Source organism: Micromonospora sp. MGP-C2 (genome assembly GCF_057766525.1).
In genome coordinates, this window is the sequence record NZ_JBYMEN010000002.1 from 2,952,342 (window position 1) to 2,976,857 (window position 24,516).

At 71.4% G+C, this 24,516-nt stretch carries 29 protein-coding genes and 1 tRNA gene; 13 read left to right on the forward strand and 17 right to left on the reverse strand.

Translation table 11 applies throughout. From position 1 onward, the window contains the following. Positions 1 to 162: 162 nt before the first annotated feature. Both AC3CF1_RS13165 and AC3CF1_RS13170 read left to right on the forward strand, forming a co-directional pair. Positions 163 to 603, forward strand: coding sequence for an HPF/RaiA family ribosome-associated protein (locus AC3CF1_RS13165; RefSeq protein WP_099848037.1), 441 nt, complete (start codon positions 163 to 165; stop codon positions 601 to 603). A 162-nt stretch (positions 604 to 765) separates the two neighbouring features. Further along, a complete protein-coding gene (locus tag AC3CF1_RS13170) occupies positions 766 to 1,938 on the forward strand; it encodes an alpha/beta hydrolase (RefSeq protein ID WP_488450566.1) in 1,173 nt (390 codons plus the stop codon). A gap of 90 nt (positions 1,939 to 2,028) precedes the next feature. Here AC3CF1_RS13170 and AC3CF1_RS13175 read toward each other — a convergent pair whose 3' ends face one another. After that, complete coding sequence (locus tag AC3CF1_RS13175) at positions 2,029 to 2,733, reverse strand: hypothetical protein (RefSeq protein ID WP_488450567.1); 705 nt, start codon at positions 2,731 to 2,733, stop codon at positions 2,029 to 2,031. A gap of 160 nt (positions 2,734 to 2,893) precedes the next feature. On the opposite strand from AC3CF1_RS13175, the gene AC3CF1_RS13180 reads away from it, so the two are divergent. Then, positions 2,894 to 2,969: transfer RNA gene (locus AC3CF1_RS13180), tRNA-Arg, on the forward strand. Positions 2,970 to 3,100: 131 nt separating this feature from the next. Here the strand turns inward: AC3CF1_RS13180 and AC3CF1_RS13185 are convergent. Beyond that, on the reverse strand, positions 3,101 to 3,826 hold the full coding sequence (locus tag AC3CF1_RS13185; protein ID WP_488450568.1) for a dienelactone hydrolase family protein: 726 nt from the start codon (positions 3,824 to 3,826) through the stop codon (positions 3,101 to 3,103). Between the two features lie 142 nt (positions 3,827 to 3,968). Between AC3CF1_RS13185 and AC3CF1_RS13190 the strand changes: the two genes are divergently transcribed. Continuing rightward, positions 3,969 to 4,292 (forward strand): VOC family protein, encoded by a 324-nt coding sequence (locus AC3CF1_RS13190; protein WP_488450569.1) that lies wholly within the window; start codon positions 3,969 to 3,971, stop codon positions 4,290 to 4,292. A 170-nt stretch (positions 4,293 to 4,462) separates the two neighbouring features. Here the strand turns inward: AC3CF1_RS13190 and AC3CF1_RS13195 are convergent, their stop codons facing one another. After that, complete coding sequence (locus tag AC3CF1_RS13195; RefSeq protein WP_099848045.1) at positions 4,463 to 4,765, reverse strand: MerR family transcriptional regulator; 303 nt, start codon at positions 4,763 to 4,765, stop codon at positions 4,463 to 4,465. A 624-nt stretch (positions 4,766 to 5,389) separates the two neighbouring features. Here AC3CF1_RS13195 and AC3CF1_RS13200 point away from each other — a divergent pair. After that, positions 5,390 to 5,596, forward strand: a complete 207-nt coding sequence (locus AC3CF1_RS13200; RefSeq protein WP_488450570.1) for a hypothetical protein — start codon at positions 5,390 to 5,392, stop codon at positions 5,594 to 5,596. Positions 5,597 to 5,618: 22 nt separating this feature from the next. Here AC3CF1_RS13200 and AC3CF1_RS13205 read toward each other — a convergent pair whose 3' ends face one another. From AC3CF1_RS13205 to AC3CF1_RS13215, 3 genes are all read right to left on the reverse strand, one after another. After that, a complete protein-coding gene (locus AC3CF1_RS13205) occupies positions 5,619 to 6,017 on the reverse strand; it encodes a nuclear transport factor 2 family protein (protein ID WP_488450571.1) in 399 nt (132 codons plus the stop codon). Between the two features lie 95 nt (positions 6,018 to 6,112). After that, on the reverse strand, positions 6,113 to 6,580 hold the full coding sequence (locus AC3CF1_RS13210; protein WP_488450572.1) for an STAS domain-containing protein: 468 nt from the start codon (positions 6,578 to 6,580) through the stop codon (positions 6,113 to 6,115). A gap of 166 nt (positions 6,581 to 6,746) precedes the next feature. After that, entirely contained in the window at positions 6,747 to 7,493 is a 747-nt protein-coding gene (locus AC3CF1_RS13215) for a GAF and ANTAR domain-containing protein (RefSeq protein ID WP_488450573.1), read from the reverse strand. A gap of 442 nt (positions 7,494 to 7,935) precedes the next feature. On the opposite strand from AC3CF1_RS13215, the gene AC3CF1_RS13220 reads away from it, so the two are divergent. Then, positions 7,936 to 8,259 carry a plasmid stabilization protein gene (locus tag AC3CF1_RS13220; protein WP_354982274.1) on the forward strand — a complete coding sequence of 108 codons (324 nt, stop codon included), beginning with the start codon at positions 7,936 to 7,938 and terminating at the stop codon, positions 8,257 to 8,259. 58 nt (positions 8,260 to 8,317) lie between these two features. Here AC3CF1_RS13220 and AC3CF1_RS13225 read toward each other — a convergent pair whose 3' ends face one another. From AC3CF1_RS13225 to AC3CF1_RS13235, 3 genes are all read right to left on the reverse strand, one after another. Then, entirely contained in the window at positions 8,318 to 8,725 is a 408-nt protein-coding gene (locus AC3CF1_RS13225; RefSeq protein WP_099848054.1) for a four-helix bundle copper-binding protein, read from the reverse strand. Positions 8,726 to 8,804: 79 nt separating this feature from the next. After that, positions 8,805 to 9,518 carry a GAF and ANTAR domain-containing protein gene (locus AC3CF1_RS13230; RefSeq protein WP_488450574.1) on the reverse strand — a complete coding sequence of 238 codons (714 nt, stop codon included), beginning with the start codon at positions 9,516 to 9,518 and terminating at the stop codon, positions 8,805 to 8,807. Positions 9,519 to 9,776: 258 nt separating this feature from the next. Beyond that, on the reverse strand, positions 9,777 to 10,778 hold the full coding sequence (locus AC3CF1_RS13235; protein ID WP_488450575.1) for a hypothetical protein: 1,002 nt from the start codon (positions 10,776 to 10,778) through the stop codon (positions 9,777 to 9,779). Positions 10,779 to 10,966: 188 nt separating this feature from the next. Here AC3CF1_RS13235 and AC3CF1_RS13240 point away from each other — a divergent pair, with 188 nt between their 5' ends. From AC3CF1_RS13240 to AC3CF1_RS13260, 5 genes are all read left to right on the forward strand, one after another. Then, positions 10,967 to 11,362: a VOC family protein gene (locus AC3CF1_RS13240; protein ID WP_488450576.1), complete on the forward strand. Its 396-nt coding sequence runs from the start codon at positions 10,967 to 10,969 to the stop codon at positions 11,360 to 11,362. Between the two features lie 119 nt (positions 11,363 to 11,481). Next, a complete protein-coding gene (locus AC3CF1_RS13245) occupies positions 11,482 to 12,660 on the forward strand; it encodes a sensor histidine kinase (RefSeq protein ID WP_488450577.1) in 1,179 nt (392 codons plus the stop codon). Between the two features lie 22 nt (positions 12,661 to 12,682). Next, the gene (locus tag AC3CF1_RS13250) at positions 12,683 to 13,858 is read left to right on the forward strand and encodes a hypothetical protein (RefSeq protein ID WP_488452077.1); all 1,176 of its coding nucleotides are present in this window, start codon (positions 12,683 to 12,685) and stop codon (positions 13,856 to 13,858) included. Continuing rightward, complete coding sequence (locus AC3CF1_RS13255; protein ID WP_088949813.1) at positions 13,831 to 14,544, forward strand: response regulator transcription factor; 714 nt, start codon at positions 13,831 to 13,833, stop codon at positions 14,542 to 14,544. Before AC3CF1_RS13250 ends, AC3CF1_RS13255 begins: the two co-directional genes overlap by 28 nt. Before the next feature lie 72 nt (positions 14,545 to 14,616). Next, positions 14,617 to 15,339 carry a hypothetical protein gene (locus AC3CF1_RS13260; RefSeq protein ID WP_354982279.1) on the forward strand — a complete coding sequence of 241 codons (723 nt, stop codon included), beginning with the start codon at positions 14,617 to 14,619 and terminating at the stop codon, positions 15,337 to 15,339. Here the strand turns inward: AC3CF1_RS13260 and AC3CF1_RS13265 are convergent. The 5 genes from AC3CF1_RS13265 to AC3CF1_RS13285 form a co-directional block, all read right to left on the reverse strand. Then, positions 15,221 to 16,201: a GlxA family transcriptional regulator gene (locus AC3CF1_RS13265; RefSeq protein ID WP_354982280.1), complete on the reverse strand. Its 981-nt coding sequence runs from the start codon at positions 16,199 to 16,201 to the stop codon at positions 15,221 to 15,223. The genes AC3CF1_RS13260 and AC3CF1_RS13265 overlap by 119 nt on opposite strands. Positions 16,202 to 16,205: 4 nt before the next feature. Beyond that, complete coding sequence (locus AC3CF1_RS13270; protein ID WP_488450578.1) at positions 16,206 to 16,814, reverse strand: isochorismatase family protein; 609 nt, start codon at positions 16,812 to 16,814, stop codon at positions 16,206 to 16,208. 79 nt (positions 16,815 to 16,893) lie between these two features. Beyond that, positions 16,894 to 17,646: a lysophospholipid acyltransferase family protein gene (locus AC3CF1_RS13275; RefSeq protein WP_141910877.1), complete on the reverse strand. Its 753-nt coding sequence runs from the start codon at positions 17,644 to 17,646 to the stop codon at positions 16,894 to 16,896. Positions 17,647 to 17,742: 96 nt separating this feature from the next. Beyond that, entirely contained in the window at positions 17,743 to 19,803 is a 2,061-nt protein-coding gene (locus AC3CF1_RS13280; protein ID WP_210794869.1) for an amylo-alpha-1,6-glucosidase, read from the reverse strand. Beyond that, a complete protein-coding gene (locus AC3CF1_RS13285) occupies positions 19,803 to 20,174 on the reverse strand; it encodes an SCP2 sterol-binding domain-containing protein (RefSeq protein WP_099848068.1) in 372 nt (123 codons plus the stop codon). Before AC3CF1_RS13285 ends, AC3CF1_RS13280 begins: the two co-directional genes overlap by 1 nt. A 195-nt stretch (positions 20,175 to 20,369) precedes the next feature. Between AC3CF1_RS13285 and AC3CF1_RS13290 the strand changes: the two genes are divergently transcribed. Further along, positions 20,370 to 21,479 (forward strand): winged helix DNA-binding domain-containing protein, encoded by a 1,110-nt coding sequence (locus AC3CF1_RS13290; RefSeq protein WP_355159826.1) that lies wholly within the window; start codon positions 20,370 to 20,372, stop codon positions 21,477 to 21,479. Positions 21,480 to 21,555: 76 nt separating this feature from the next. Here AC3CF1_RS13290 and AC3CF1_RS13295 read toward each other — a convergent pair whose 3' ends face one another. After that, positions 21,556 to 21,972, reverse strand: a complete 417-nt coding sequence (locus AC3CF1_RS13295; RefSeq protein WP_088949820.1) for a CBS domain-containing protein — start codon at positions 21,970 to 21,972, stop codon at positions 21,556 to 21,558. A gap of 281 nt (positions 21,973 to 22,253) precedes the next feature. On the opposite strand from AC3CF1_RS13295, the gene AC3CF1_RS13300 reads away from it, so the two are divergent. Then, positions 22,254 to 22,835 carry a nucleotidyltransferase family protein gene (locus AC3CF1_RS13300; RefSeq protein WP_488450579.1) on the forward strand — a complete coding sequence of 194 codons (582 nt, stop codon included), beginning with the start codon at positions 22,254 to 22,256 and terminating at the stop codon, positions 22,833 to 22,835. 17 nt (positions 22,836 to 22,852) lie between these two features. On the opposite strand, the gene AC3CF1_RS13305 is transcribed toward AC3CF1_RS13300, so the two are convergent. Further along, complete coding sequence (locus tag AC3CF1_RS13305; protein ID WP_179780658.1) at positions 22,853 to 23,293, reverse strand: PPOX class F420-dependent oxidoreductase; 441 nt, start codon at positions 23,291 to 23,293, stop codon at positions 22,853 to 22,855. Positions 23,294 to 23,423: 130 nt separating this feature from the next. Continuing rightward, positions 23,424 to 24,449, reverse strand: coding sequence for an aspartate-semialdehyde dehydrogenase (locus AC3CF1_RS13310; protein ID WP_088949823.1), 1,026 nt, complete (start codon positions 24,447 to 24,449; stop codon positions 23,424 to 23,426). Positions 24,450 to 24,516 lie beyond the last annotated feature (67 nt).

Here is a 24,516-nt window from a genome sequence, read left to right on the forward strand (position 1 = left end):
TGTGGTACGCCCGACCCGCCCGACTCGACGTCGGCGGTTTCCGGGGCTGCCCGAACTGGGTATGCACTTGATCAACGCACCACCGACAGCTCCACGTCGACGAGAGGTCAGCGCCATGATGATCACCGAAATCGGCTCCGCAAACGTCTCCGAGGCGCAGCGATGAGCGCCGTGGCGAACCCGGCCACCGTTGCGGAGTGCCTGCGGGTGGGTGCCGGGTTCTCGCAGGGCGACCGCAACTGGATCGCCGAGCAGTTCGCCACCCTCGACGCCCGGTTGGCCAGTTTCCACGCCGACGCCACCGAGCTCGAGGTGTCGGTGAAGGACCGGGAGGCCCGCGGCCAGAAGGTCACCCTGGAGTGCTGGATCGCCGGCCGACAGAAGATCGTCACCACCTCCGCCGAGGAGGACCTGCACGCCGCGCTCAACGACGTCCGCGACGACCTGCGCCGCCGGCTCAACGACGCCAAGACCCGCCAGGAGCCCCGGCACAACAAGCACCTGCGCGACGTCCCGCAGCCGCAGAGTGAGCTGGACCCCGCCGACGGCCAGGAGCAACTGCCCGCCGCCGACCCGAGCCGCGCCGACGCGGAAACGGTCTGACCCACGCCTCGTCCCCGCGATCCTGCACCTTCGGGCCGCGCACGCAGCTCGCAGAGGCTGCGCCACGGCAACAGGAGCAGGATCGCGGGGCAGGCGAGGATCGCGGGAGCCAGCCAGAGCGCGGGCTACCGCTGGGTAGGTTCGCGGCGTAGCGTCGCGTCCGTGGAACCGGACGTGTTGGGGCCGCCGTACGAGCGGCAGACGATCGACCTGGGCACCGACGACGAGGGACCGGTCGTCGCGACTCTGGTCCGGCGGCGCGCCGAGCGCCCCAGCGGGCGGGCCGTCCTCTACGTGCACGGCTTCGTCGACTACTTCTTCCAGACCCACCTGGCCGACTTCTTCGCCGAACGGGGCTGGGACTTCTACGCGCTCGACCTGCGCAAATACGGTCGCAGTCTGCTCCCGGGCCAGACCCCGAACTTCTGCCGCGACATCAGCGACTACTTTCCCGAGCTGGACGCCGCCGCCGAGATCATCCGCTCCGACGACGGGCACGACACCCTGCTGGCGATGGGCCACTCCACCGGCGGCCTGATCCTCTCGCTCTGGGCGGACGCCCGCCGCGACACCGGCACCGTCGACGGCCTGGTGCTCAACAGCCCGTTCTTCGACCTGAACGCCCCCTGGGCGGTGCGCCGACCCCTCGCGGCCGCCGTCTCCCGCCTGGGCCGCAGGGCGCCGCACCGCATCCTGCCGTTCGGGCTGGGCACGGTGTACGGCGAGAGCATCCACTCCGACCACCGCGGCGAGTGGACCTATGACCTGGCGTGGAAGCCGCTGGCCGGGTTCCCGGTCCGGGCCGGCTGGCTGAACGCGATCCGCACTGGTCAACGCCGGCTGCGCGCCGGCCTGGACATCCAGGTGCCGGTGCTGCTGGCCTGCTCGACCCGCTCCTTCCGGGGCACCAGGTGGCACGACAACGCGACTCTGGCCGACGCCGTGCTGGACGTCGAGCACATGGTCCGGTACGCGCCCCGCCTCGGCCGGCACGTCACCCTGGCCCGTTTCGACGGCGGGCTGCACGACCTCACGCTCTCCGGCCCGGCCGTCCGGAAGAAGGTCTTCGACGAGGTGGGCCGCTGGGCCGAGGCGTTCCTCGCCGCCGGCCCCACCGCCCCGGCCGATCCGGCCACCGCCGATCCCGGGTCGACCGACGTGGCGCCGGCCGCCCCGGCTACCGCCGACCCCGCACCGGCCGACCCTGCGGCAGGCGGCGGGCCACCGAGCATCAAGGCCTCCACCGGCACCGACTCGACCACCGGCGAGGCCGGGCTCCCGGAGAGCCGACGGTCCACGGCCGACACGGCAGGTGCCGCGCCGGCCGGCGGCTGACCAGTCGGGAGGGCGACGCGAGGCACGGGTGACGTCAGTGGGCGCGGCTCAGACGTTGCGCTGGGCGTGGCTCAGACGGTGCCGCGTGGCTCAGATGTCGCCGGGCGTCGCCGGAAGGACGGCTCGGATCCGGTCGAAGGTCGCCACCGGGTGCTCGCCGACGCCGGGCAGCACCAGGCCAAGGCAGTACGGCGACAGCTCCCCGCTGGAGTCGAGCTGGACGACGAAGACCGGCGCGCCGACGTACCCCTGCGGCAGCTCCGTGGTGATCCGCACGGCGTCCCCGTCGCGGACCACCCGCTCGATCGCGACCTCCAGCGGACGCGACCCGTCTTCGCGTACCCCATGGGCCAGCACGAAAGCGGAACCGGCGTCGGCGCCGAGGCGGGCGACCACCTCGGGCCCGGCGGCGATCCCCGCAGGGACCGGCTGAACGCGCCACCGCCAGCCGCCGTCACCGGCCAACCGGTGCAGGCCCGCGGTCGGCAGCACCGCGACCCCGTCGCCCGGAAAACGGGCCCAGCCGGGCACGATCCCGACCTCGGACACGGCTGCCGGGGCGACGCCGGCCGGCTCGGTGACGCTCGTCCGCAGCCCCAGCTCACCACCCGGCGTGCCGACCAGGTCGGCCGCCGTCAACAGCGACTCCCCCACCGGGTCGTCGCCGCCCTGGAAGAAGAACGCGGTGCCGTGGTGCTGGTCGTCGTCCGACGACCGGTACGGCAGGATGGCGCGACCGACGACCTGGCACAGCTCGTAGGCGACGTCGCTCTCGGCGTCGGAATCCAGCAACACCAGCCAAAGGTACGGTCCGGGGCCAGGTCGGTCCGCGGGAACCCGGATGCCCACCAGGCCGCTGACATGAGACCCTGCTCGACAACGTGGACGCGGGCACCCTTTTCGCCGCCGGGCAGCAGGACGGCGGTACCCTCTGGGCGCGACATCCACGTCACGCGCGCCCGTAGCTCAGCGGATAGAGCAGGGGACTTCTAATCCCAAGGCCGCAGGTTCGAATCCTGCCGGGCGCACCACCATCGTCCCAGGTCAGCGACCTGCCTTTCCCGGTCGAGTCGATCACAACGGCCCCCGTACGGCCATTCATTCAGCCGGCGGCGGTCGATCGCCTGGTCCGTGGCCCCGGAATCGCGGTTGCCGACCCAGATCACTCCGTTACGGGCAGGCACTCGGCGAGCAGGTCGACGACGTCACGCCAGGCTCGCTGCGCGTGTCGTGGGTGGTAGCCGACGCCGGGCACCGTGGGGTGGTCGACCGGCGGGTGGTGGAAGGCGTGCAAGGCGCCGCCGTAGACCACGAGGCGCCAGTCGACGCCCTCGGCCTGCATCTCGGCGGTGAACGCGTCCCGTTGCGCGGGCGGCATGATGGGGTCTTCCGACCCGACCCCGGCCCACACCGGGCAGCGAATGCGCGCCGCCTCGCCGGGTCGGCCCGTGATCAGTCCGTTGACTGTCCCGATCGCGCGCAGGTTGACGCCGTCGCGCCCAAGTTCCAGCCCGATGGCGCCCCCGGTGCCGTAGCCGATGGCGGCGATCCGGTCGGGGTCGGTCCGCGGTTCGGCGCGCAACACGTCGAGCGCCGCGTGGCCGATGCCCCGCATCCGGTCGGGGTCGGCGAGCAGCGGCATGCAACGGGCCAGCATCTCCTCGGGGTCGCCCAAATAGCGCCCGCCGTGAAGGTCGAAGGCCAGCGCCACGTACCCCAGCTCAGCCAGGGTGTCGGCTCGGCGGCGCTCGACGTCGCTGAGCCCCGTGCCCTCTGGTCCGAGCAGCACCGCGGGCCGGCGGTCGACACCGGCCGGGAGCGCGAGGTGCCCGACCATCGTCAAACCGTCGGCCGGATACTCGACCGTACGCGTTGTAACCGTCGTCATGAGACCGGACTGTAGCGACCGTCGAGCCCGGTCGGGCCGGTCTTAGCCGCTGGCAGAACAGTGCTGTGCCTGGCATCTGCCGCGGGCTGGCAGCATCGCTCCGGCGTCAACTCCGCTGCGCTGATAGCGTCGGGATGTGTCGATGTTCCGCACTCCGCAGGTGATCCTCTTCTCTGAGGACGTTCTGCGCGCGGCCGAGTTCTACGCCGGTCTCGGCTTCACCGAGACCTTCCGGGTGCCAGTCGAGGGCGAGCCGATCCACATCGATCTCGTGCTCGACGGCTACAAGATCGGCATCGCCTCGGTGGCCTCCACCCGCGACGATCACGGGCTCGACCCGGTGCCCCAGGGCCAGCGGGCCGCGGTGATCCTCTGGACCGACGACACCGCCGCCGCGTACGCCGCACTTACGGCGAGCGGCGCCCCGCACTGGCCGCACCGCACCGGTGGCTCGATCGCCTGCTGATCGCCTGGACGGCTGACCCGGACGGCAACCCGATCCAGATCGTCCAGCAGCTCTGAGCTGGGCGGCACCGGACCGAGACCCTTCCGCAGACGACGAACGGTCCCTGCCCTGGTGGGAGGGACCGTGTGCGGTCGGCGTCACCTGCGCGGGAGGCGCAGCGTGGGGTGTTTTCAGCCCTGCTGGTAGCGCTCGTTGCGTCGAAGGGCCTCTTCGAGCTGGTCCTCAAGAATGATGATCCGGCAGGCCGAGGCGATGTCGGTGCCCTGGTCGCACATCTCCCGGGCTCGTGCGGCAAGGCGGAGCTGGTAGCGGGAGTAGCGGCGGTGCCCGCCGCTGGAGCGCTGCGGGTCGAAAAGTTTGGCGTCACCGAGCCGACGGAGGAAGTCCTGCGAGCAGCCGATGATCTCGGCGGCGCGGCCCATCGTGTACGCGGGGTAGTCCTCGTCGTCAAGCATGTCGTCGGATTGGGTCATCAAACCTCCATCACGAGGGCCCCGGTGCTCGGAAGCACCGGGGCCCAAGGGTTGTGGGTCAGGAACACCATCTGCCGACAGAACGTCGGCTTGTCTTGTCCACACCGGCCGTCAATGACGGCATCGGGTGCGAGGATCGCGTATGCGTGACCGGAGACCACCTTTCGTTCGATGGATACTGCGGTGTCCGCGCCCAGCCCATGTCCACGGGTGGCAGCGGGCGATCCAACGGTGTTACGCCCTCCCTTGCCTCTGATTTCCTCTGTCGTTCCTCTTGCTGTCCGTCGGTGTCCGAGCCCCACGCGACTTCATGGCCCTGACACGTGCGACGAACCCTGCTTGCCTCGGGTGAAGCCCTGAACGAGCCTCGGCCTCACCCGCAACTTCTGAGCGGGCCCACGAACTTCCTGGCCCCACTCCTTCGTCCTCGTGCGGGACGGTTACGTCAGCGTCTTTACTTGCTCCGTCTTCGACTTGAGAAACGTTAGCCGACAGCCGCAAGAAAATCTAGCTCTTTGCACAAAGATTTTCTCTGCCGACGTGAGTAGTCCCGTCGGCCGTGCAGCTGAGAACGTCGCCGGCGGGTCGAGCAGGCGCTGCGCGGCCGACAGAAACACCCGGCGGGTGTCCACGGGCCGGCCGACCTACCGCGCTAATAAGGGCGTGACGTTCGAGGAGTACGCGTTCGCTCGCACATCGGCGCTGATCCGGCTCGTCCGACTGCTGACCGATGACGAGCACCTAGCCGAGGGCCTGGTTCAGGAGGACGGCCTGGTGGTCCTCGGCGGCTACCAGCCGACCGGCGACCTGGACCGCCCGGACACCTGGTGACAGTCGCCGCGGGCGTGAGACGTCACCCGAACAGGTTGGCGGGCGGCAGGAACCGCCCTTCCTTGGCATGGGAGTAGTCGCGGGCCTCGGTCACCAGGCCCGCGTCGTCGAAGCGCAACAGGGTGCAGCCGGAGATGGTGAACGGCCGGTCGTTCGGGTAGGTGACCGCCCAGTATTCGACGCTCGCCGTGTCGCCGTCGACCTGCGGGTCGCCAAACCAGACCTCGGCCGGGCGGGTCTCCTCGTCGAAGCACTCCCGCAGGTACGCGCGGAGCCCCCCACGCCCCCGGTACGGCCGGAACATCGACGCCCAGTGATCGCCGTCCTCGGCTTGCAGCCCGGCGATGCCGTCGACGTCCTTGGCGGGCCATCCGTGCGCCCACACGGTCGCCCACCGCTTGGCCGCGTCCCGAATCTCCACGCTCGACCCCCTCACGACAATGCTTGTGCTCCTTCTACCAGCGACCTCCGACATGGCGAGCCTGCAGCTCGTCCGGTCGCACGGATCGGCGGTTCTCAGCCGCGTTCACCGTCGAAGAGCAGAGGCTCCACGCCGGTGATCCGCAACACGCGCAGGGTGACTCCGCTGGCGCCTCGGACCGAGAAGCGAGACCCGACCTGTTCCGCCCGGTCGCGCGCCAGCAGGAGGACGTGCACACCCGCAGCGCTGAAGAACCCGACGCCGCTCAGGTCGCAACAGACCTCGGGATGGCTGTCGACCGCGTTGAACAGTGCCGTCGCCAGGCGTGGCGCGGTGTCCATGTCGACGTAACCCATCGGGGCGACGACCATCCGGTCGGCGGAGATGGACGCGGACAGGTCGGTGGGCTCGGTGAAGCGAGCCACGTGGAACGACAACTCGGAGGACTCCACCTCAGGGGCCGCCTGGCGGATGGCGAGCGTCGCTGGTGTGACCAGCCCCTGGCTGACTGCCGGCGGGGACCGATCGAAGTGGGTCTGGAGGAGCCAGGAACGCTCAGTCATAGGGGCTTGCGCCTCCTGTCGAGATTCGTAACAGGAAGGGCGCGTGTCTTGACCCGAACCCAACGGTAATAGGAACGGCCGCCGACCGCCAGTCAACCCGTACGCTGTTGCCGAGTTCAGCCGGCAGCACGCTGGCGGGCCGCCCCAGCGTTCCGTAGCCGAGCGCTCACGGCAGGTGGCCTGCGTCACCGCGATCCCGTTTGAGGCTCGACGGTCGGGCGGCCCTTTCGACCAGCGCGGCGGCGACGTCCCGCAGTTTGCGGTTGGAGTCCTGGGAGACCTTCGCGAGGACGGCGAACGCCTCGTCCGGGGTGCAGCGGCGTTCGCCCATGATGATGCCCTTCGCCTGCTCGATGACCGCTCGACTCTGCATGGCCGACTGCATCTGCGCGGCCAGGGTGGCTGTGGTGTCGTACAGGTGGGCGTTGGCGAGGGCGACGGCGGCGTACCCGGCGAACGTCTGCGCGAGGGTGACCGCGTCGTCGTCGAAGGCGCCCGGTTTGACCCCGTAGATGTTCAGTGCCCCGAGCACGGTCTCCTGGATCGGGAACCCGATCGACAGTGAGCTGAGCGCTCCCCCCTGCACGGCTTGGGCCGCCCACTCCGGCCAACGAACCTCTTCGGACATATCCGGGACGGACACGACGGCGGCTTCCTTCGCCGCCTCCAGACACGGCCCCTGCTCATACTCGTACTGCAGTTCGTCGAGTCGTAGCGCCATCTCGCCGCTGAACGCGGCGGTGTGCGCCCCCTCCTGCTTCAGCAAGGTCACCGACACCTCTTCCGCGCCGGGAATCGTTCGGCGTGCCAGCTCGGAGACCTGGCTCAACACTCCGGACAGGTCGGTCTCGCCAAATTTGATCTGGCCGAGTTCGGAGATCGCCGCATTGGGATCAATGGGCTGCTGTGCCATGACGTCAAAGGTCCTCGTGCCCGGGGCGCGTACCAGTTGCAGGAAGGCGACGGCAGCGCGCGTGGTGATGGCGCACCGCGAACACGGGGCGCCGCACAGGCTCGCCAACCGAGCCCGGCGCCCGCTGCTGGACGCTGACTGGCCGACGCACAGGCGTCGGCTGCGGCAACAACTATACGACGCCGCTCGGAGGGGTTCAGAACGTGCAGCCGGATCGGGTCCAGCGCGCGGTCCGAGACGGCCGACCCTGCTCCGTCGCGTCTACTGCCTGGGGGCGACGGTCGGGCAAGCAGGTCCCCAGCACTCGTTTGACCTCTGTGGTGACTGGGCATCGTGGCCCAGAAGCGTGAGCGCGACGCCCCGGCCTGGGATGCCTCGATCGCACGTCGGAGTGTGCGAGCCGGGTCTCGACCTCACCCGACAGCGGCTGCGGGAGGCACCGATGCCAGCAGGATCAAGCCCCAAGAGGGAGCGGCAGTACGAGCACATCAAGGAGAGCGCGCAGGAGCGGGGCGCCTCCGCCGGCCGGGCCAAGGAGATCGCGGCCCGTACGGTGAACAAGGAACGGGCCCGCTCGGGTGAGGCGCGCACGTCGAGCCGGTCGTCGCGCAACGACGTGTCGTCCGGGCACCGCGGCGGTAAGCGCTCCCACAGCGGCGCGAAGGGTCGCACCAAGGAGCAGCTCTACAACGAGGCGAAGCAGCGCGGCATCAAGGGGCGCTCGTCGATGTCGAAGGCGGAGCTGGAGCGCGCCCTGTCGAGGTAGCGAGCCTTCCGCGTGAGCGGTGCCGACGCCCCTCGGCGCCCGGCACCGCGCGCCGCGGTCAGCTCATCGTGGCCAGCAGGTCCCGACAGGCCCGCTCGCAGGCCCGGCAGGCGTCCGCACAGATCCGGCAGTGCTCGTGCATGTCGGCGTGCCGGGCACACTCGTCACCGCACGACTTGCACGCCGTGGCGCACGCCTCCAGGAGGCTCCGGCTGAGGTTCGCGTCGTAGCCGGTGTGCCGAGACAGCACCCGGGCCGTGGTGGTGCAGATGTCCGCGCAGTCCAGGTCTGTCCGGATGCACTTGGTCAGGTCGGCGACCATGTCCTCGCTGAGGCAGGCGTCAGCGCACGCCGTACACGCCTGGGCGCAGTCGTTGAGGGCGTCGATCGCCGCCGCAAGCTTCGCCCGGTCCAGGTTGATCGACTTCGGGTACGTCTCCAGCATTGGCATCGTGGTGCTCGGCATTGAGGAATCCTTTCGTCGGGTTCCCTCGGCCCTACCCGAAGTCTCGCCCCGCACACGTCCGAGCACGGCCGGATGATCGTCAGGCCCGGGACGGACCGGCGGCCCGGTCGACCAGAGCCTGGGCCACGTCACGGACCTTGCGGTTGGAGTCCTGCGAAACCTTCGCCAGGATTGCGAACGCCTCGGCGGGGCCGCAGCGCCGCTCGGCCATGATGATGCCCTTGGCCTGCTCGATGACCGCCCGGTTGGCCATCGCCTCGCGCATCTGCCGGGCGAGGTTCGCGGTGCTGTCGTAGAGCTGGGCGTTGGACAGGGCAACCGCGGCGTAGGCGGCGAACGTCTCCAGCACCGTCACTGTGTCGTCGTCGAAGGCCTCGGGCGTGTGCGCGTAGACGTTGAGCGCTCCGACGACAGCCTCCTGGATCGGCAGGCCGATCGACACCGAACTGCCCAGGCCCTGCTTCCGTCCGCGGTCTGCCCACTCGGGCCACCGGTCCTCGGTGGAGAGATCGGGGACGGACACGACATCGCCGCTGGCGGCGGCGTCCAGGCACGGGCCCCGGCCCTGGGCGTACTGCCGCTCGTCCATCTCCCGGGCCACCTCGCTGGTGAAGGCAGCCGTATGCCCGACCCCACCACGAATCAACGTGACCGACACCTCCACCGGCATGGGCAGGACGCGTTTCGCGAGCTCGGCGACCCGTTGAAGGACCTCGTCGAGGTCGACTTCGGAGAGCTTGATGCTCCCGAGTTCGGCGAATGCGTTGGCAGGGTCCGACGGCAGGCGGGGCATGGGCACCAGATCCTCGGGGCCGGCGCACCTGCCCGGCAGCGGAGCCAAGGGGCGCGCGGATGGCAGCACACGCTTAGGCGGGCTGCTGCACAGACCCACTGGGGCAGACCTGGGACCCACGCCAATTTCTTGACGCCGGCTCGCCCCGCCCCATTCAGGGGCACGGGCTACAGAGTTTTCACCCTACTCCCCTGCCGTGGGACGTGCCGCGACGACGTTTTGCGTGGACGAGAGCGGCTCGCGAAGAGCTGAGCGGGCTCAGACGGGCCCCAGCAACGCGGCCAGCGCTTCGTCGCCCTGACCGAGCTGCGCTCCACCCGCCGGTGGCGCGACCAGGAAGCGTCGGCAGCCGTCGAGTTCCACGTACCGGTCGGGGCCGGCGGCGCCGTCCAGCGGGCGCAGCACCGCGAAGCGCGACGCCGGGGTCTGACACTCGGCCACCGCCCGGCGGTTGGCCAGCCCACGGAGCACGCCCGCCTGGCGCTCGGCCGGCAGCGGCCCGCCGTACACGAAATCGCCTGCCGGCTTGCCGCCACCCTGTTGCGACGCGGGCACCTGGTAGACGCAGAGGCGCAGCGGCCCGGCGGCCGCAGACGTGGCCGGCGCGGGTGGCCCGGGCCGTCCGTTGCTGGTCTCCACCCACACCATGTCCGCCCACCGTTGCGCGCATCCGGCGGCCTCGGCCGCCGGGGATTCGACCTGCCCGACGGTACGGGTGTCCACAGTGGTCCAGGACAGCCCGGCGAGCGCGTCGCTCACCTCGGCGCGCGGCCTGCCGCAGACGTTTGTCGGCAGGTACGGCCGCAGCCAGCGCCCCCGGTCGTCGAGCAGTGCCAGCCAGGGTGGGATGACCATGTCGAGGGTGCAGGCGATCTCCCCGTCGGCCTGCTCGTTGGGCAGGCGCAGTGCGGCGAGCAGCGGTGCGATCTCCTCGGCGCGTCGCTCCGTGGCGGTCTGCTCCTGGCCTCCGTTGACGCCCGGCCGGATCTCCCGCCCGCAGAGCACGGCGGCGACCGGGGTGAACGCGGGGTCGATGCGCCCGATCTTCGGCTCGGGCGCGGTCGGTGTCGGCGTCGCCGTGTTCGGCACCGACAACACCGCACCGGCCTGTGGTGCCGCCGTGGCGCAGGAGGTCCACGAGTCGACGATCTGCGCCGGGCCGGGCTCCTCGGCCGTGCCCGGCCCGGTGGTCGTGCCACCGCAGCCACCCAGCGCCATGCCGAGCAGTGCGAACGCCAGTACGGTCCGGGACGAGCGCATCCGGCTCACCACCTCTCCACCCGAGGATGGGACGGCCCACGGCCGCAACCGGTTCCCGCCAGGACACCTGACAGACGCGCGTGGATCACGCCCGAGCCGCCGCTGCGACGGCGCGCTGCGGCGTGATCCGGGCGACCGGCGGGGACGCCGTCAACCGGGTGCGACGTGCCCGGCGGCATGATGACCGGATGGCACATCTGGGACTCGTCGCGCTGGTGGTCAGGGAGTACGACGAGGCGATCGACTTCTACGTCGGCGACCTCGGTTTCGAGTTGGTGGAGGACACCGCCCGACCTGACGGTTCGCGATGGGTGGTGGTCCGCCCGGCGGGCGCCCGGGAGACGGCGTTGCTGCTGGCCAGGGCGAGCACCGCCGAGCAGCACGCCCGGGTTGGCGACCAGACCGGCGGCCGGGTCGGGTTGTTCCTGTACACCGAGGACTTCGCCCGGGACCACGCCCGGATGGTGGCCGCCGGGGTGCGTTTCCTGGAGGAACCACGCCACGAGGCGTACGGCTTTGTCGCGGTCTTCGCCGATCTCTACGGCAACCGGTGGGACCTACTCCAACCCCGCAACGCAGAGTGACACATTAGCGACACTCTGCGCACAACGGGGTCAACGTTCGACACCAGCCATGCTATTGTCCGATGTCGATCTCTACCGCACGGACCCGGACCGGGTCGTTGTCGGAAGGACACTTCCCGATGCCGGCCGTTGCCGCCCCGCCCGTGCCGCCGCCCACGCTGGACAATCCGGCCGGCGGCGCATTCGGCCTCATCTTCACCACGCTGCCGGCGCTGCTGCGGCTGACCTGCGGGTTGGTCGGCGCGTCGGTGGCCCTGTCGGTGCAGACCCCGCCGGTCGAGCCAGCCGTGTTGCTGCCCGGCGTCGCCGCGCTGACCGGCTGGTCGCACTGGTACGCGCACCGCGCGTTGCGCCACGGGATCACACCCAGCCTGGTCGCCGGTGACGTCGCGGTCACCGCGGTGACCTGCCTGCTCATCCCCGTCATGGTGGCACCCGGGGTCCTGCCCGGTGAGGGCAGTTGGATCGCCGTGCTGGCCAGCACCACGGTGATCAACACCCAGGCCACCGCCCCGGCGCGCTGGTCCATCCCGGCCGGCCTGCTCGTCGTCGCCACGTACGTGACCGGCGCGCAGTCGGCCGGCAATCCCACCGAGGCTCGGGCGCACGCGGCCACCCTGTTGGTGCAGACCGCCTGCACGGCGATGATGACGGCGGTGATGCGTCGACGGCTCGGCCGTGCGGACCGCGCCTTCGTCGAGCATCAATTGTTGACCCGGGAGGCGTTGGTTGCGCGAACCGCCCGCGAGGCGGAACGTCAGCAGAATCGCGACCTGCACGACACGGTGCTCGGCACCTTGACCATGGTCGGGCTGGGCGCGGTGTCCGGGCCCTCGACCGCCTTCCGCGACCGGTGTGCCGCCGACCTGCGTACTCTCGTCGCGCACACCGACGTCGGCCCGGTGGCCGGTGACGGCCCGGTGCCGCTGGACGGGCGGTTGCGGTTGGTGGCGGCCCGCCTGCCCGAGCTTCCGGCGCACCTTGACCTGGAGTCGTGTGCGGTCCCGTCCGGGGTTGCCGACGCCATCGGCGAGAGCGCCTACGCGGCGATGTCCAACGTGGTCCGTCACGCCCCGGGCGCGCGGGCCACGCTGCGGCTGAAACGGGACGCGATCGGCGTCGTGGTCGAGGTCGTCGACGACGGCCCCGGCTTCGACCCGGCCACCGTCCCACCCCACCGGTACGGGTTACGCGAGTCGATCGGCGGCCGGATGGCGGCGGTCGGCGGTCGGGCCGACGTGCACTCGGCACCCGGCACCGGCACCCGGATCCGACTGGAGTGGCCTGGTGTCGGCTGACCTCGGTGCGCCAGCGCACACCATCGGCGCACCGCAGGCACCGGACCGGACCAGCCTGCCGGCCCCCCGGGAGCCGGTCTCCGCCGAGGGGCTAGCCGCGCCGGCGGCCGTCGCGCAGGCCTCCGACCGGGGTGCCCGGATCGCCGCCGTCGCCATCGCGCTGGCCTGGCACGTCGCGATCGGGCTGCCGGCGGTGTGGTCCGCCCGCGCGGAGTTCGCCGCGCCGGTGGTGGTGCTCGGCGGGTGGGCGCTGGTCGCGGTGACCGGCGCGGTGGCCGGGATACGGCTGCTGCGCGGCTCACCGCTGCCGCCGTGGCCGTTGGCCGCGCTGCTGCTCGCCGTCGACGCGGCCGTCTTCGCAGCGGTCGGTGAGCGGCAGTTGTTCGCCGCGGCCAACTGGGTGTGGGGCACGCTCGGCTGGTTCTTCGTGCTGGCCCTGTGGGGTCGGCGGGTCGTGGGGCTGATCGCGCTGCTGACCACGCACGCGTTGATCGCGCTGGTCGCCGTGCTCGGGCACGGTCCCGACCCGGTCGACGTGGCCCGCTACGTGATGTACGTCTACGGCACGTTCTCGCTGCCGGTGGCGGTGTTCGTGGGCAGCGCGACGATCGTCTCGCTGGCGCGGGAACGCGCCGCCGTCTCGGCCGCCGGCCATACTATGGCGGCGGAGCGCGACGCCGCGGAGCGTGGCCTCCGCGACCGTCGGGACCGGCTCGCCCTGGTCAGCTCGGCGGCCGGGCGGGTGCTCGGGGAGTTGGCCGCCGGTCAGGCCGACCCCAACGACCCGGAGGTGCAGCGCCGCAGCGTGCTGGCCGCCGCCCGGCTACGCCGCCTGATCGCCGAGTCGGACGACGTGCCCGACCCACTGCTGCACGAGTTGCGGGCCGCCGCCGACCTGGCGGAACGCAACGGCCTACCGATCGACCTGGTCACCATCGGGACCCCGCCACCGCTGCCGGTGGAGATCCGACGCCGGCTGGCCGACCCGCTCACCGGCACCCTCGCCGACGCCGAGGGCTGGGCCCGGCTGACAGTGGTCTCCGGCCCGGACGAGGTGGTGGTCAGCCTGGTCACGCCGGACCGGGAGGGGCCGGAGGCGACCGGTCCGCCACCCGGGGAGTACGACGACGGGCAGGTGCAGCACCTCTACGAACGGGACGGGAACATCAGATGGGCGCAGACCCGGTGGCAGCGATGACCGGCGAACGGCCGATCGGTGTGGCGATCGTCGACGACCATCCCGTCGTGGTCGAGGGGGTCCGCGCCTGGCTCGCCACCGAGCCGCGGCTGACCGTGCTGGCCACCGGCGACGACCCGGACGAGGTGCTGCGGGTGGCGCCGGACGCCGACGTCGTCCTGCTCGACCTGAGGCTGCACGGGCGGATGGCGTTGGACAAGTTGGCCGAGCTGAGCACCGCCGGGCGTCGGGTGGTGGTCTATTCGGAGCACACCGACCCGCAGACCATGCTCGCCGCGCTCGACGCCGGGGCGGTGGCGTTCCTGGCCAAGCACGAGGGGCGGGAGCACTGCGTGGCGACCGTGCTGGCCGCCGCGAGCGACCGCCCGTACGTGCCGCCGGCGCTGGCCGGAGCCATGGTCGGCGACCCGCGACCGGACCGGCCGATGCTGTCCGACAAGGAACGTGAGGCGCTGCTGCTCTGGTTCCAGTCGATGTCCAAGGCGTCGGTGGCGCGCCGGATGCGGATCAGCGAGCACACGGTGAAGCAGTACGTCGACCGTGCTCGGATCAAGTACACCCGGGCGGGGCGGCCGGCCGCCACAAAGGCGGCACTACTCGCCCGCGCGATCGAGGACGGCCTCGTCCGCCCGGAGGAGATCGGCATCTACCGGTCACACGCGGCGCACGACCGGCCGACCCCCTAACAGGCGTCATGACAGCGGCCCGGCGATCCGACAGGCTTCACCACACAGCCAGCTGATCGGGAGGTCGTGACGATGCACGCCGACGCGTCCCCCTTTTTCATCGGTCCGCACCGGTTCGACGCCCCGGACGACGAAGTGGGGCCGACCCTGGACCGCCGTTACAACCTGCGTCCGGTACATGGTGAACGGGTCCTCGCCCGCCACCGTCTGCTGGTCGCGGGCTACCTGCTCGGGCCGAGCGAGACACGGCGCCGTTGGCAGCTACCCGAGCCCGTCGCGGTGACCGTCACCGACCAGCGGATCTGCTGGGTGGGCATCGGCTCCCACCTGTCGCTGGTCGCCGACGACCTGCCCCGAACGCGGCCATCCGCACGGCTGAGCGGCCTGATGAGTGGGCAGATCCGGTGGCAGTGGCCGTCCCGGTTGGAGCTGCCGGTCGCCGAGGAGGACGAGCCGTCGCAGCTGCTGATCGTCTGCGACGCGTTGCGCACCATTCAACAGCCGGCGTTGGCCCTCGGCGGTCCGGCGGGAGAGGTCGTGGCGTTGGCCCGGCAGGTCCGCCGGGCGGTCGCCACGTTCCGGCTCACCCGACCTGAACTGGTCGACCTGTCAGCTCAGGAGCGCGACGTGCTGCTGTTGCGGGCCGGCCCCGCCCTGCTCGCCGGGGCCACCCGGGTCACGCTGCCCGGCTCGTTGCCGGTGGAGTTCCACTCCCGGGACGACTACTACCGCTCGGGGCCGGAGCCGAGCTCGTGGCGCGGGCTCGCAGGCGGCGCAGCATCCGGGCATCGCTGAAGCCGACGGTCCGCGCAGCGGCTTCCACTGTGGTGCCGTGGCCGATCAGGTGCTCGGCACGTTCCACCCGCAGCACCTGCTGGTAGCCGAGCGGGGTGAGCCCGGTGGCCGCGCGGAACAGCCGGGTCAGCGTCCGTTCCGCAAGGCCGCCGGCAGCCGCCAGCTCGGCCAGTGGCAGCGTCTCGGCGTACCGGCTGTCGATCAGATCCTGCACCCGGTGCACCGAGTCGGACAGATGTGAACGGTGCCGCATCATCGCGCTGGCCTGCTGCTCGTGCCCGTTGCGGCGGGCGTAGACGACCAGCGTGCGGGCGATCTTCGCGGCGGTCGACGGGCCATGCCGGGTGGCCACCAGGTGCAACGCCACGTCGATGCCACTGGCGATGCCGGCCGAGGTGACCACCCGGTCGTCGACCACGTACAGGACGTCGCGGATGACCTGGGCCGCCGGGTGCCGGCGGGCCAGGTCGTCCTGCACCTCGTGGTGGGTGGTGCAACGTCGACCGTCGAGCAGCCCGGCCCGCCCGAGGGCGTATGCCCCGGCGCAGATGCTGGCCACCGTGCCACCGGCGCGATGGTGCTCGGCCAGCCGCCGCAGGTCGCCGGGCGACACCGGCCCTTGCGGCCCGTGCGCCGCCGGCCGCCAACCGGGCACGATGACCAGGTCGTCCGGGGCCAGCTCGGGCCACCGGGTGTCGGCGACCAGGGGTACGCCCTGCACCGTGGTCACCTGCTCCCGCTCGGCGACGTAGTGCAGTCGGTAGTCGAGACCGAGGTCGGCGGCGCTGGAGAAGACCTGGGCCGGCCCGGCGAGGTCCAGCAGGTGCAGCTGCGGGACCAGCAGGAAGACGACCCGGGTCATCGCGTCAGCTCCGGGTGCCGGCGAGGGCCGCGCCGGTCACCTCGTCCACGGTGCAGATGGTCGCGAAGCGGCCAGCCAGCGCGTACTCGGTGCGGGTGACGATTTCCTCGTTGGTGAGGGTGCGCGGGTCTGCCAGGATCTCCGCCACCGTGGCGGTCTCCGGCAGGTCCCGGTGTGGGATGGGGAAGGTCAGCGTGGCGTCGGTGACGAACGTCATCCGGTAGCCGAGGTCGGAGCCGACCCGGGCGGTGGTCTCCACGCACTGCTCCGTGCGGATGCCGCAGACGGTGATGTCCTGGATGCCCGCCTGGGTGAGCACCTGCTGGAGGTTCGTGGTGGTGAACGCGTTGTGCGCGGTCTTGACCAGCGTCGGCTCACCCTCGACCGGGACCAGCCCGTCGATCAGCTGCACGTGCCCGAGGCTGGGGTCGAACAACCCACCGGTGCCCGGCTCGGAGTGCAGGACCCAGACCACCTGGTCGCCGCGCTCGCGGGCCGCGGCGACCAGTCGTTCGACCTGGCGCACCAGGTCGGGGTTGGAGCCGTACGCCCAGATCGGGCGCTGACGGAAGGACTCCTGGACGTCGATCACGACGAGTGCTGCTCTGCTCATGCTCCGATCCTGACCGGATGAGGACCGCGCCGGCAGACACCATCACGCCCGGGTGCGGAACGATCCGGCCACGTCGGCGTCAGGCGCTGGGGGTGCGCTGCTCGGCGGCGGCGTCCAGAACGGCGGCCTCCTCCGGCGTGGGCGCGCTGCCGCCCAGGTGCGCGGGCAGCCACCAGGTGTCGTCCGGGCCGGCCGGGGCGTCCGGGTAGTCCCTCTGGGCCCGGTCGACGAGCGCGCTGAGCCGGGTGGTCAGCTCCTCGGCCAGCACGTTCGGGTCCGGGAAGTCCGCCGGGTTGATCGGCTCGCCGACCAGGATGGTGATCGGGGTGTGCCGGCGGGTGAGCGTGCGCGGGCGGCCCTTGGTCCAGAGCCGTTGGGTGCCCCACACCGCGACCGGCAGCACCGGCACCTTCGCCGAGCGGGCCATCCGGACCGTGCCGCTCTTGAGCTCCTTCACGGTGAACGACCGGCTGATCGTCCCCTCGGGGAAGACACCGACGACCTCGCCACGCTTGAGCGCGTCCACAGCGGCCCGGAACGAGGCAGCGCCGGCCTGCCGGTCGACCGGAATGTGCTTCATCCCGCGCATCAACGGGCCGCCGATCCGGTCCGCGAAGACCGACTGCTTGGCCATGAACCGGACCAGCCGTCCCGAGGGGTTCGCGCCCAGGCCGGCGAAGATGAAGTCGAGGTAGCTCACGTGGTTGCTGGCCAGCACCGCCCCGCCGGTGCGGGGTACGTGGTGGGCGCCCTCGATGGTGATCTTCAGGTCGAGAAGGCGGAACGCCGTCTTGGCGGCGGCGATAACGGGCGGGTACACGAGCTCCGGCATCCGCAGAATCTACCCTGCCAGCCTGTGGTTCGGCTGGGTGGTGACCGGCGGCGACGCGGGTTGCGCGCCGCCGCCGCCGGTTCGTCGGCCGATCGCTCAGTCGGCGAGCTTGTCCAGGTCCAGCCGGCCCCGGGCAAACGCGTCCACCCGGCCCCAGCGACCCGGGATGTCCAGCACCTCGATCCGCCCCATGCCCACCGGCAGCCGTGGCTCGACCGTCAGGTGACCCTCGTGTGGCTCCAGACCGAGCATGGTCCGCAGCAGCAGCAGCGGGGTGCCGGTCGACCAGGCCTGCGGGCTGCACGCCGTCGGATACTCCACCGGGAACTTGGTCAGCTCCCGGGGATAGCCGCCGAACGCCTCCGGCAACCGGCCGTCGAAGTACGTGGCCGCGTCCAGGATGCCGTTGGCGATGGTGGCGGCCTCCTCGGCAAAACCGTACCGGCGCAGACCCCAGGCGATGAAGGAGTTGTCGAACGGCCAGATCGTGCCGTTGTGGTAGCCGATCGGGTTGTACCGGGCCTCCCCCTCGGCGAGGGTGCGCACTCCCCAGCCGGAGAAGAGCCGCGGCCCCACCAGGTGGGCGGCCAGCTTCTCCGCCCGCTCGGGTTCGACGATCCCGCTCCACAGCAGGTGGCCGATGTTCGAGCTGAGGATGTCGCACTGGCGACCGTCCGGGTCCAGGGCCAGGGCGTAGAACTCGCCGTCGTCCACCCACCAGTCCCGGTTGAACCGCTCCTTCAGGGCTGCCGCCTCCCGCTCCAACTGGTCGGCGAACTCCGGGTCATCCCAGAACTCGCGGGCCATCCGGGCCCCGCGGACCTTCGCGTCGTACGCGTACCCCTGCACCTCGCAGGTGGCCCGCGGGAACGGCGGCAGGGTGCCATCGCGGTAGGAGATCGAGTCCCAGGAGTCCTTCCAGCACTGGTTCTCCAGGCCGGTGTCGGTGTTGCGCCGCTCGTACCAGATGTAGCCGCTGCCGACCAGGTCGGCGTAGTTGTCGATCCACTTCAGCGCCGCCCGGGACTCCCGCTCCAACTCCTTGACCAGCGCGACGTCCCCGGTCCACCGCTCGTACTCGTCGAGCAGCACGACGAACAGCGGCGTCGCGTCCACCGAGCCGTAGTACGGCGAGTGGGGTTGCTCCTCGAAGGCCGCGGTCTCGCCGTAACGCATCTCGTGCAGGATGCGCCCCGGGTCCTCGTCCCGGAAGTCGTCGAACCGGCTGCCCTGCAGGGAGGCCAGGATGCGCAGGGTCGTCTTCGACAACTGCGGGGTGAACGGCAGCGTCTGGAGGCAGGTGAGGATGCTGTCCCGGCCGAACATGGTCATGAACCAGGGCAGGCCGGCCGCCGGCAGAGTGGCGCCGCCCAGCGACAGCGGCGAGAAGCGCAGCGCCGCCAGGTCGATCAGGCTGCGCCGGTACGTGGCGGCCACTCGGCCGTGCTCACTGTTGACCTTCGGAGCGTCGGCGATCCACTGCTCCAGGTCGTGCTGGAGGGCGAGCCGCTCGTTGCCGTGCACCCGCAGCCCGAACCGCAGGTCCCGGCCGCCCGGGCCGACGGCGTGCGTCTTGACGTCGATCGAGGCTTCCCACTGCTCGTTGGGCTCCAGGTGCACCGTGTACGCGAAGCCCTTGCTGTCGTATCGGGGAGACATCGACGAGGAGATGACCGTCTCGCGTTGGAAGTTGCCCCTTCGGTATCCCAACCGCAGCCGGTCCGACTCGACCTCGGTGAAGATCTCGCCCTTCTTGTTCACGATCTCGTCCTTGACCTGGAACAGGTCGGCGAAGTCCGACGCCGCGTCCATCCGGACTTCCAGGTCGACCGGCTTCTCGTCGTGGTTGAGGATGGTGAGCTGCTCGCAGAAGCTGCCACCCACCGCGCGCTCGCGGATGATCGACAACTTCGCGTCCACGTAGTGCGTGGCCATCCCCGGGACGAGGAAGAACCGCGACTCGAAGTACTGGAGGTCGTCGAAGGAGAGCGAGTTCAGCCGCTCACCGTTGACGGTCAGCACCCAGGTCGACAGGAACCGGGTGTCGATGGAGAACAGCCCGGTCGGCTCGCTCGGTGTCGCCTCGATGTCACCGGTGTCCTCGCAGACGACGAACGTGTTGCCGTCCAGGATCCGGATCGTGTTGCTCTGCCCCATCAGTCCGCCTCCCCCACGAAACGCCGACGAGGTCCACGGGCGTCCGGGGAACCTGGGAAGATCCGCTCCACCTGTACGACGAGACGAGCGTCCCCGGACACCGTCATGTCCCCGCGCAACAGCGCGGCCAGGCCGTGTTCGCGGCCCGAGGCGATGTCGTCGAAGAGCACCGGGCTCGTCCCGATGACCGTGTCGGCCTCCTGGTCCTCCTGACTCACGTCCAGCCGGCCGTGGTCGATCCTCAGCAGCCAGTGCCGGGTCTGCGCCCCCTCGTGCAGGTCGATACGCACTGTCCCGGAGGTCTTGGCCAGCAGGGGTTCGTACCCCCGCCGGTCCAGGTCCTCGAAGAACCTCGTGGTCGCGTCCACCATCGGGTCCACTCCTCCCAGTTGCCGGGCCCGGGGTCCCATTCACCGCGCTCGCGTCGCGCGGCCGGCCGGCGTTGCACGTCCCCGCCCGGGTCCCCGCCGGTTCCCCGGTCAACCTCGCCCGGATCGGGTGAGCCGCCGGGCGGTGTCGGACCAGCGCGGTAGCGTCCCGGACGGGACGTGCGGGACGGGAGGCACATGACCGGGCAGACACCACCACAGGTCGACCGGCGGCAGGTGCTCGCCTACCGGGCGGCGGCCCAGCAGCTCGACCGCTCCGGCGGCCCTCGTCCGGGCGACCTGGCCGTTCTGGCTCTCGGCGTGCAGGACACGCCCTACGGCAGCGCCCGGCAGGCACTGGCGGCGCGCGGCGCGCCCGGGCCGGACGACCGCCTGGAGCTGGTCTGGTCGATGCGCGGCGCCCCGCACCTGCACCGCCGGGCCGAGTTGCCGGCGCTGGCCGCGGCGATCTGGCCGCTCAGCGACGCCGACGCCACCCGCCGCATCCCGGGCCAGATCGGCGCGGGTGCACGGCTCGGGCTGGCCGCCTTCCGGGCCACGGCCGAGGCGTTCCAGTCGGTGGTCACCACCGAGTTGGAGCGCGGCGTGGTGAGCCGTGCCGTCTCCGACCGGGTGCCCAGCGAGCTGACCTACGACTGCCGGGTGTGCCAGGCCCGGCACATCTCCGGTGCGGTCTTTCAACAGGCCGGGCTCGCCGGTGGGGTGCGCCTCGTGGTGTCCGGCCGCGCCGCCCGGCTCGCCCCACTGCCCGAGCGCACCGACCCGCCCACCGCCGCCGCGCACACCGCCGAGCTGGTCACGACATACCTGCGGCTGCTCGGCCCGGCCACCCCGGCCGACGCCGCCGGCTTCCTCGGCTCCTCGACGACTGAGCTGCGTCGGGCCTGGCCGACGGGCCTGGTCGAGGTGCGGGTCGACGGGCGACCCGCCTGGCTGCCGGCAGACGCGGTCGAGGCGCTGACCAACGCGCCGCCGCCCCGGCTGGTGCGCCTGCTGCCGCCGGGCGATCCGTTCCTCGCTGGTCGCGATCGTGACCTGCTGGTGCCCGAACGCGAGCACCAGAAGCAACTGTGGCGAGCCATCGGCAATCCGGGTGCGCTGCTGGTGGACGGGGAGGTGACCGGCACCTGGCGGGCACGGCAGGCCGGAAAGAAGCGACTGGAGCTGACCGTCACCCCGTGGTCCCCGCTGTCCGCCCGCGTCCGACGCGACGTCGACGCCGAGGCCGCGACGGTGGCCGCCGCTCGTGGGGTCACCGACGTGCGGCTCCAGTTCGACCAGTCCTGATCCCTCGATCTGGTCCCCGACACCGCAGCGCCGGCCCTCCCCCGAGGGAGAGAGCCGGCGCGCCCGCGGCGGACGGTCAGTTGTTTGGATCGTCGGCGCTGATGTCCGCGAGCACCGACTGCGGTTCACGCTCGACCGCGAGGTCACCCATCGAGATCAGGCCGACAAGACGCCCGTCGTCGATCACCGGGAGCCGGCGTACGGCGTACGTACGCATCAGGTCAGCGGCGGCCACCACGTCGTCGTACTGGCTCACCGTGATCACGTCGCGGGTGGTGATCTGGTTGAGCTGCGTCGAGCCCGGGTCCATGTTCTCCGCGACACCTCGGACCGTGATGTCCCGGTCCGTGACGATGCCGACCACGCTGTCGCCGTCGGTCACCACCACATCGCCAATCGCGCTGTCACGCATCTCCTGCGCGGCGGCGATGAGCGTGTCGTTGCCGTCCATCGTCACCAACCGGGTCGTCATGAACTCTCCGACCGTTGTCATGGTGCTCCCCTCTCGGTGTCGGCACGGCCCGTCTACCCGCCGCCCGGGACGGGGTAACGCCGACGGCTCGCCGGGCTATCCGTGGGGGTGCCGCAAACGCCGCAGTTCGTAGAATCCACTGCAGGTCACTGTGTAGAACATCGGCAACAGAAGGAAGATCACCAGCGCGAACAGCGGGCTGGCCAGGTATCCGACGAGAATCGCCAGCGCGTACCCCAGCAGGCCGACTGCGGCCCGCGCCCGTTCGGTCGGGAAGAGCTGCTGCTGCCTATCGTGGGCGGATGACGACGGGCGAGCAGGAGTTGCGGGAGTTGGTCGCCGGCTGCGCCTGGCTCACCCGGGCACTGACAGTGGTGCGTGACTCCGGGCTGCCGGACGCCTGGATCGGCGCGGGCGCCCTGCGCGACCTGGTCTGGGGCGAGCGGTACGGCGACGGGTTCGACCCGGCGACGGTCCGGGACGTGGACGTGGTCTTCTTCGACCCGACGAGGCTGACCCGCGACGACGACCACCGCGCCACCGCCCGCCTGACGGCGGCGTGGCCCGACCCGCCGTGGCAGGCACGCAACCAGGCGGCGGTGCACACCTGGTACGCGGCGAGGTTCGGCGGCGACCCGATCGAGCCGTACCGCAGCGTGGCCGAGGCGGTGGCCACCTGGCCGGAGTACGCGACGGCGGTGGTCGTCCGGCTGGACCCGGCCGACCGCCTGGAGGTCTGCGCCCCGTACGGTCTGGCGGATCTGCTGGGCGGGGTCTGGCGGCACAACCCGGCCCGGGTGGACGTGGCCCGATCCCGGCAGCGGTTGACCCGGCACCGACCCGCGCAGCGCTGGCCCGGGGTGACCGTGATCGAACCGGGCTGACCGGCAGCGACGGCGCGTCAGCCCCGGGGCGGCATCCCGTAGATGCGCTCCACGTGCAGGCGCAGCACCAGCCGCGCCTCGTCGACCATGGCCTGACGGTATTCGTCCCAGTCGGGGTGGTCGCCGCGCAGCCCTCGGTAGAGCGCCACCAACTCCTCGACGGTCTCGTCGCCGGGCTCGGCGGCCGGCGCGGTCAGCTCGGCGCGGCACTCGACCACCGCGTACGCCCAGCCGTCCTCGCTGCCGACGTGGAAGCTGGCCCGGGGGTCCCGGCGCAGGTTGGCGGTCTTGGCCCGGCCGCCGGTGACCGAGACCCGGATCAGGCCGGCGTCGCGGTCGAAGGAGTAGACCACTGTGGACAGCTGTGGCCGCCCGTCCCGCTTGATCGTGGCGAGGACGCCCATCGAGCGCCCGGCGACCAGATCGGTCAACGCCTGCTGGACGCGGTCATCCGGCACGGTTCCTCCAGGTGGGACGATCGATCGGCTTCGCCCCATCCAAGCACGACCGGCGGGTCGTCGCAGGAGGCTGCCAGGAACGGGACCGGGCCCCCGCCGACGTGCGGCGAGGGCCCGGTGACGGCGACGGTCAGCGGCGTTCGGCGGCGACCAGCTCGGCGATCTGCACCGCGTTCAGCGCGGCGCCCTTACGCAGGTTGTCGTTGGAGCAGAACAGGGCCAGCCCGTAATCAGCGGTCTCGTCGGCGCGGATCCGACCCACGTACGTCGGGTCCTGGCCGGCGGCCTGCAACGGCGTCGGCACGTCGGTCAGCGCCACACCGGGCGCGTCGGCCAGCAGCTCGTGTGCGCGCTGCGGGGTGAGCGGCCGGGCGAACCGGGCGTTGATCTGCAACGAGTGACCGGTGAAGACCGGCACCCGGACGCAGGTGCCGGACACCTTCAGGTCGGGGATTTCGAGGATCTTGCGGCTCTCGTTGCGCAGCTTCTGCTCCTCGTCGGTCTCGAACGAGCCGTCGTCGACGATCGAGCCGGCCAGCGGGAGCACGTTGAAGGCGATTGGCTGGGTGAACGAGCGCGGCGCGGGAAACTCCACGGCCGAGCCGTCGAAGGCCAGCCCCGCGGCGTGCTCGGCGACCTTGCGGACCTGCTCGTCCAGCTCGGCGACGCCGGCCAGCCCGGCACCGGAGACCGCCTGGTACGTGGAGACGACCAGGCCGATCAGACCAGCCTCGGCGTGCAGCGGGCGCAGCACCGGCATCGCGGCCATCGTGGTGCAGTTGGGGTTGGCGATGATGCCCTTCGGGCGGTCGAGGGCCGCGTGCGGGTTGACCTCGGCGACCACCAGCGGCACCTGCGGGTCCATCCGGAACGCCGAGGAGTTGTCGATCACCACGGCACCGGCCTCGGCGACCCGGGGTGCCAGCTCCCGTGCCGTGCCCTTACCGGCCGAGAAGAGCACGATGTCCAGGCCGGAGTAGTCCGCGGTCGCGGCGTCCTCGACTGTCACCTCACCGTCGCGCCACGGCAGCGTCCGCCCGGCCGACCGCGCCGAGGCGAACAACCGCACCTGCTCCGCCGGGAACTTCCGTTCCGCCAGCACCTGCCGCATCACGCCACCGACCTGGCCGGTGGACCCCACAATGCCGATCCTCATGCCCGCGAGGCTACCCAGCCCACCACCGCAACCGGGAGCCCTTTCCCACGCCCCAGTCCCGCATCAC

Coding starts and splice junctions, on each gene's coding strand:
- AC3CF1_RS13260 (WP_354982279.1), top strand. CDS start 14,617: ATGCACGCCGACGCGTCCCCCTTTTTCATCGGTCCGCACCGGTTCGAC.
- AC3CF1_RS13300 (WP_488450579.1), top strand. CDS start 22,254: ATGACGACGGGCGAGCAGGAGTTGCGGGAGTTGGTCGCCGGCTGCGCC.
- AC3CF1_RS13230 (WP_488450574.1), bottom strand. CDS start 9,518: ATGCCCCGCCTGCCGTCGGACCCTGCCAACGCATTCGCCGAACTCGGG.
- AC3CF1_RS13285 (WP_099848068.1), bottom strand. CDS start 20,174: ATGGTGGACGCGACCACGAGGTTCTTCGAGGACCTGGACCGGCGGGGG.
- AC3CF1_RS13210 (WP_488450572.1), bottom strand. CDS start 6,580: ATGACTGAGCGTTCCTGGCTCCTCCAGACCCACTTCGATCGGTCCCCG.
- AC3CF1_RS13255 (WP_088949813.1), top strand. CDS start 13,831: ATGGGCGCAGACCCGGTGGCAGCGATGACCGGCGAACGGCCGATCGGT.
- AC3CF1_RS13235 (WP_488450575.1), bottom strand. CDS start 10,778: ATGCGCTCGTCCCGGACCGTACTGGCGTTCGCACTGCTCGGCATGGCG.
- AC3CF1_RS13270 (WP_488450578.1), bottom strand. CDS start 16,814: ATGAGCAGAGCAGCACTCGTCGTGATCGACGTCCAGGAGTCCTTCCGT.
- AC3CF1_RS13275 (WP_141910877.1), bottom strand. CDS start 17,646: ATGCCGGAGCTCGTGTACCCGCCCGTTATCGCCGCCGCCAAGACGGCG.
- AC3CF1_RS13310 (WP_088949823.1), bottom strand. CDS start 24,449: ATGAGGATCGGCATTGTGGGGTCCACCGGCCAGGTCGGTGGCGTGATG.
- AC3CF1_RS13265 (WP_354982280.1), bottom strand. CDS start 16,201: ATGACCCGGGTCGTCTTCCTGCTGGTCCCGCAGCTGCACCTGCTGGAC.
- AC3CF1_RS13245 (WP_488450577.1), top strand. CDS start 11,482: ATGCCGGCCGTTGCCGCCCCGCCCGTGCCGCCGCCCACGCTGGACAAT.
- AC3CF1_RS13295 (WP_088949820.1), bottom strand. CDS start 21,972: ATGACAACGGTCGGAGAGTTCATGACGACCCGGTTGGTGACGATGGAC.
- AC3CF1_RS13165 (WP_099848037.1), top strand. CDS start 163: ATGAGCGCCGTGGCGAACCCGGCCACCGTTGCGGAGTGCCTGCGGGTG.
- AC3CF1_RS13215 (WP_488450573.1), bottom strand. CDS start 7,493: ATGGCACAGCAGCCCATTGATCCCAATGCGGCGATCTCCGAACTCGGC.
- AC3CF1_RS13240 (WP_488450576.1), top strand. CDS start 10,967: ATGGCACATCTGGGACTCGTCGCGCTGGTGGTCAGGGAGTACGACGAG.
- AC3CF1_RS13190 (WP_488450569.1), top strand. CDS start 3,969: ATGTTCCGCACTCCGCAGGTGATCCTCTTCTCTGAGGACGTTCTGCGC.
- AC3CF1_RS13185 (WP_488450568.1), bottom strand. CDS start 3,826: ATGACGACGGTTACAACGCGTACGGTCGAGTATCCGGCCGACGGTTTG.
- AC3CF1_RS13290 (WP_355159826.1), top strand. CDS start 20,370: ATGACCGGGCAGACACCACCACAGGTCGACCGGCGGCAGGTGCTCGCC.
- AC3CF1_RS13220 (WP_354982274.1), top strand. CDS start 7,936: ATGCCAGCAGGATCAAGCCCCAAGAGGGAGCGGCAGTACGAGCACATC.
- AC3CF1_RS13280 (WP_210794869.1), bottom strand. CDS start 19,803: ATGGGGCAGAGCAACACGATCCGGATCCTGGACGGCAACACGTTCGTC.
- AC3CF1_RS13225 (WP_099848054.1), bottom strand. CDS start 8,725: ATGCCGAGCACCACGATGCCAATGCTGGAGACGTACCCGAAGTCGATC.
- AC3CF1_RS13195 (WP_099848045.1), bottom strand. CDS start 4,765: ATGACCCAATCCGACGACATGCTTGACGACGAGGACTACCCCGCGTAC.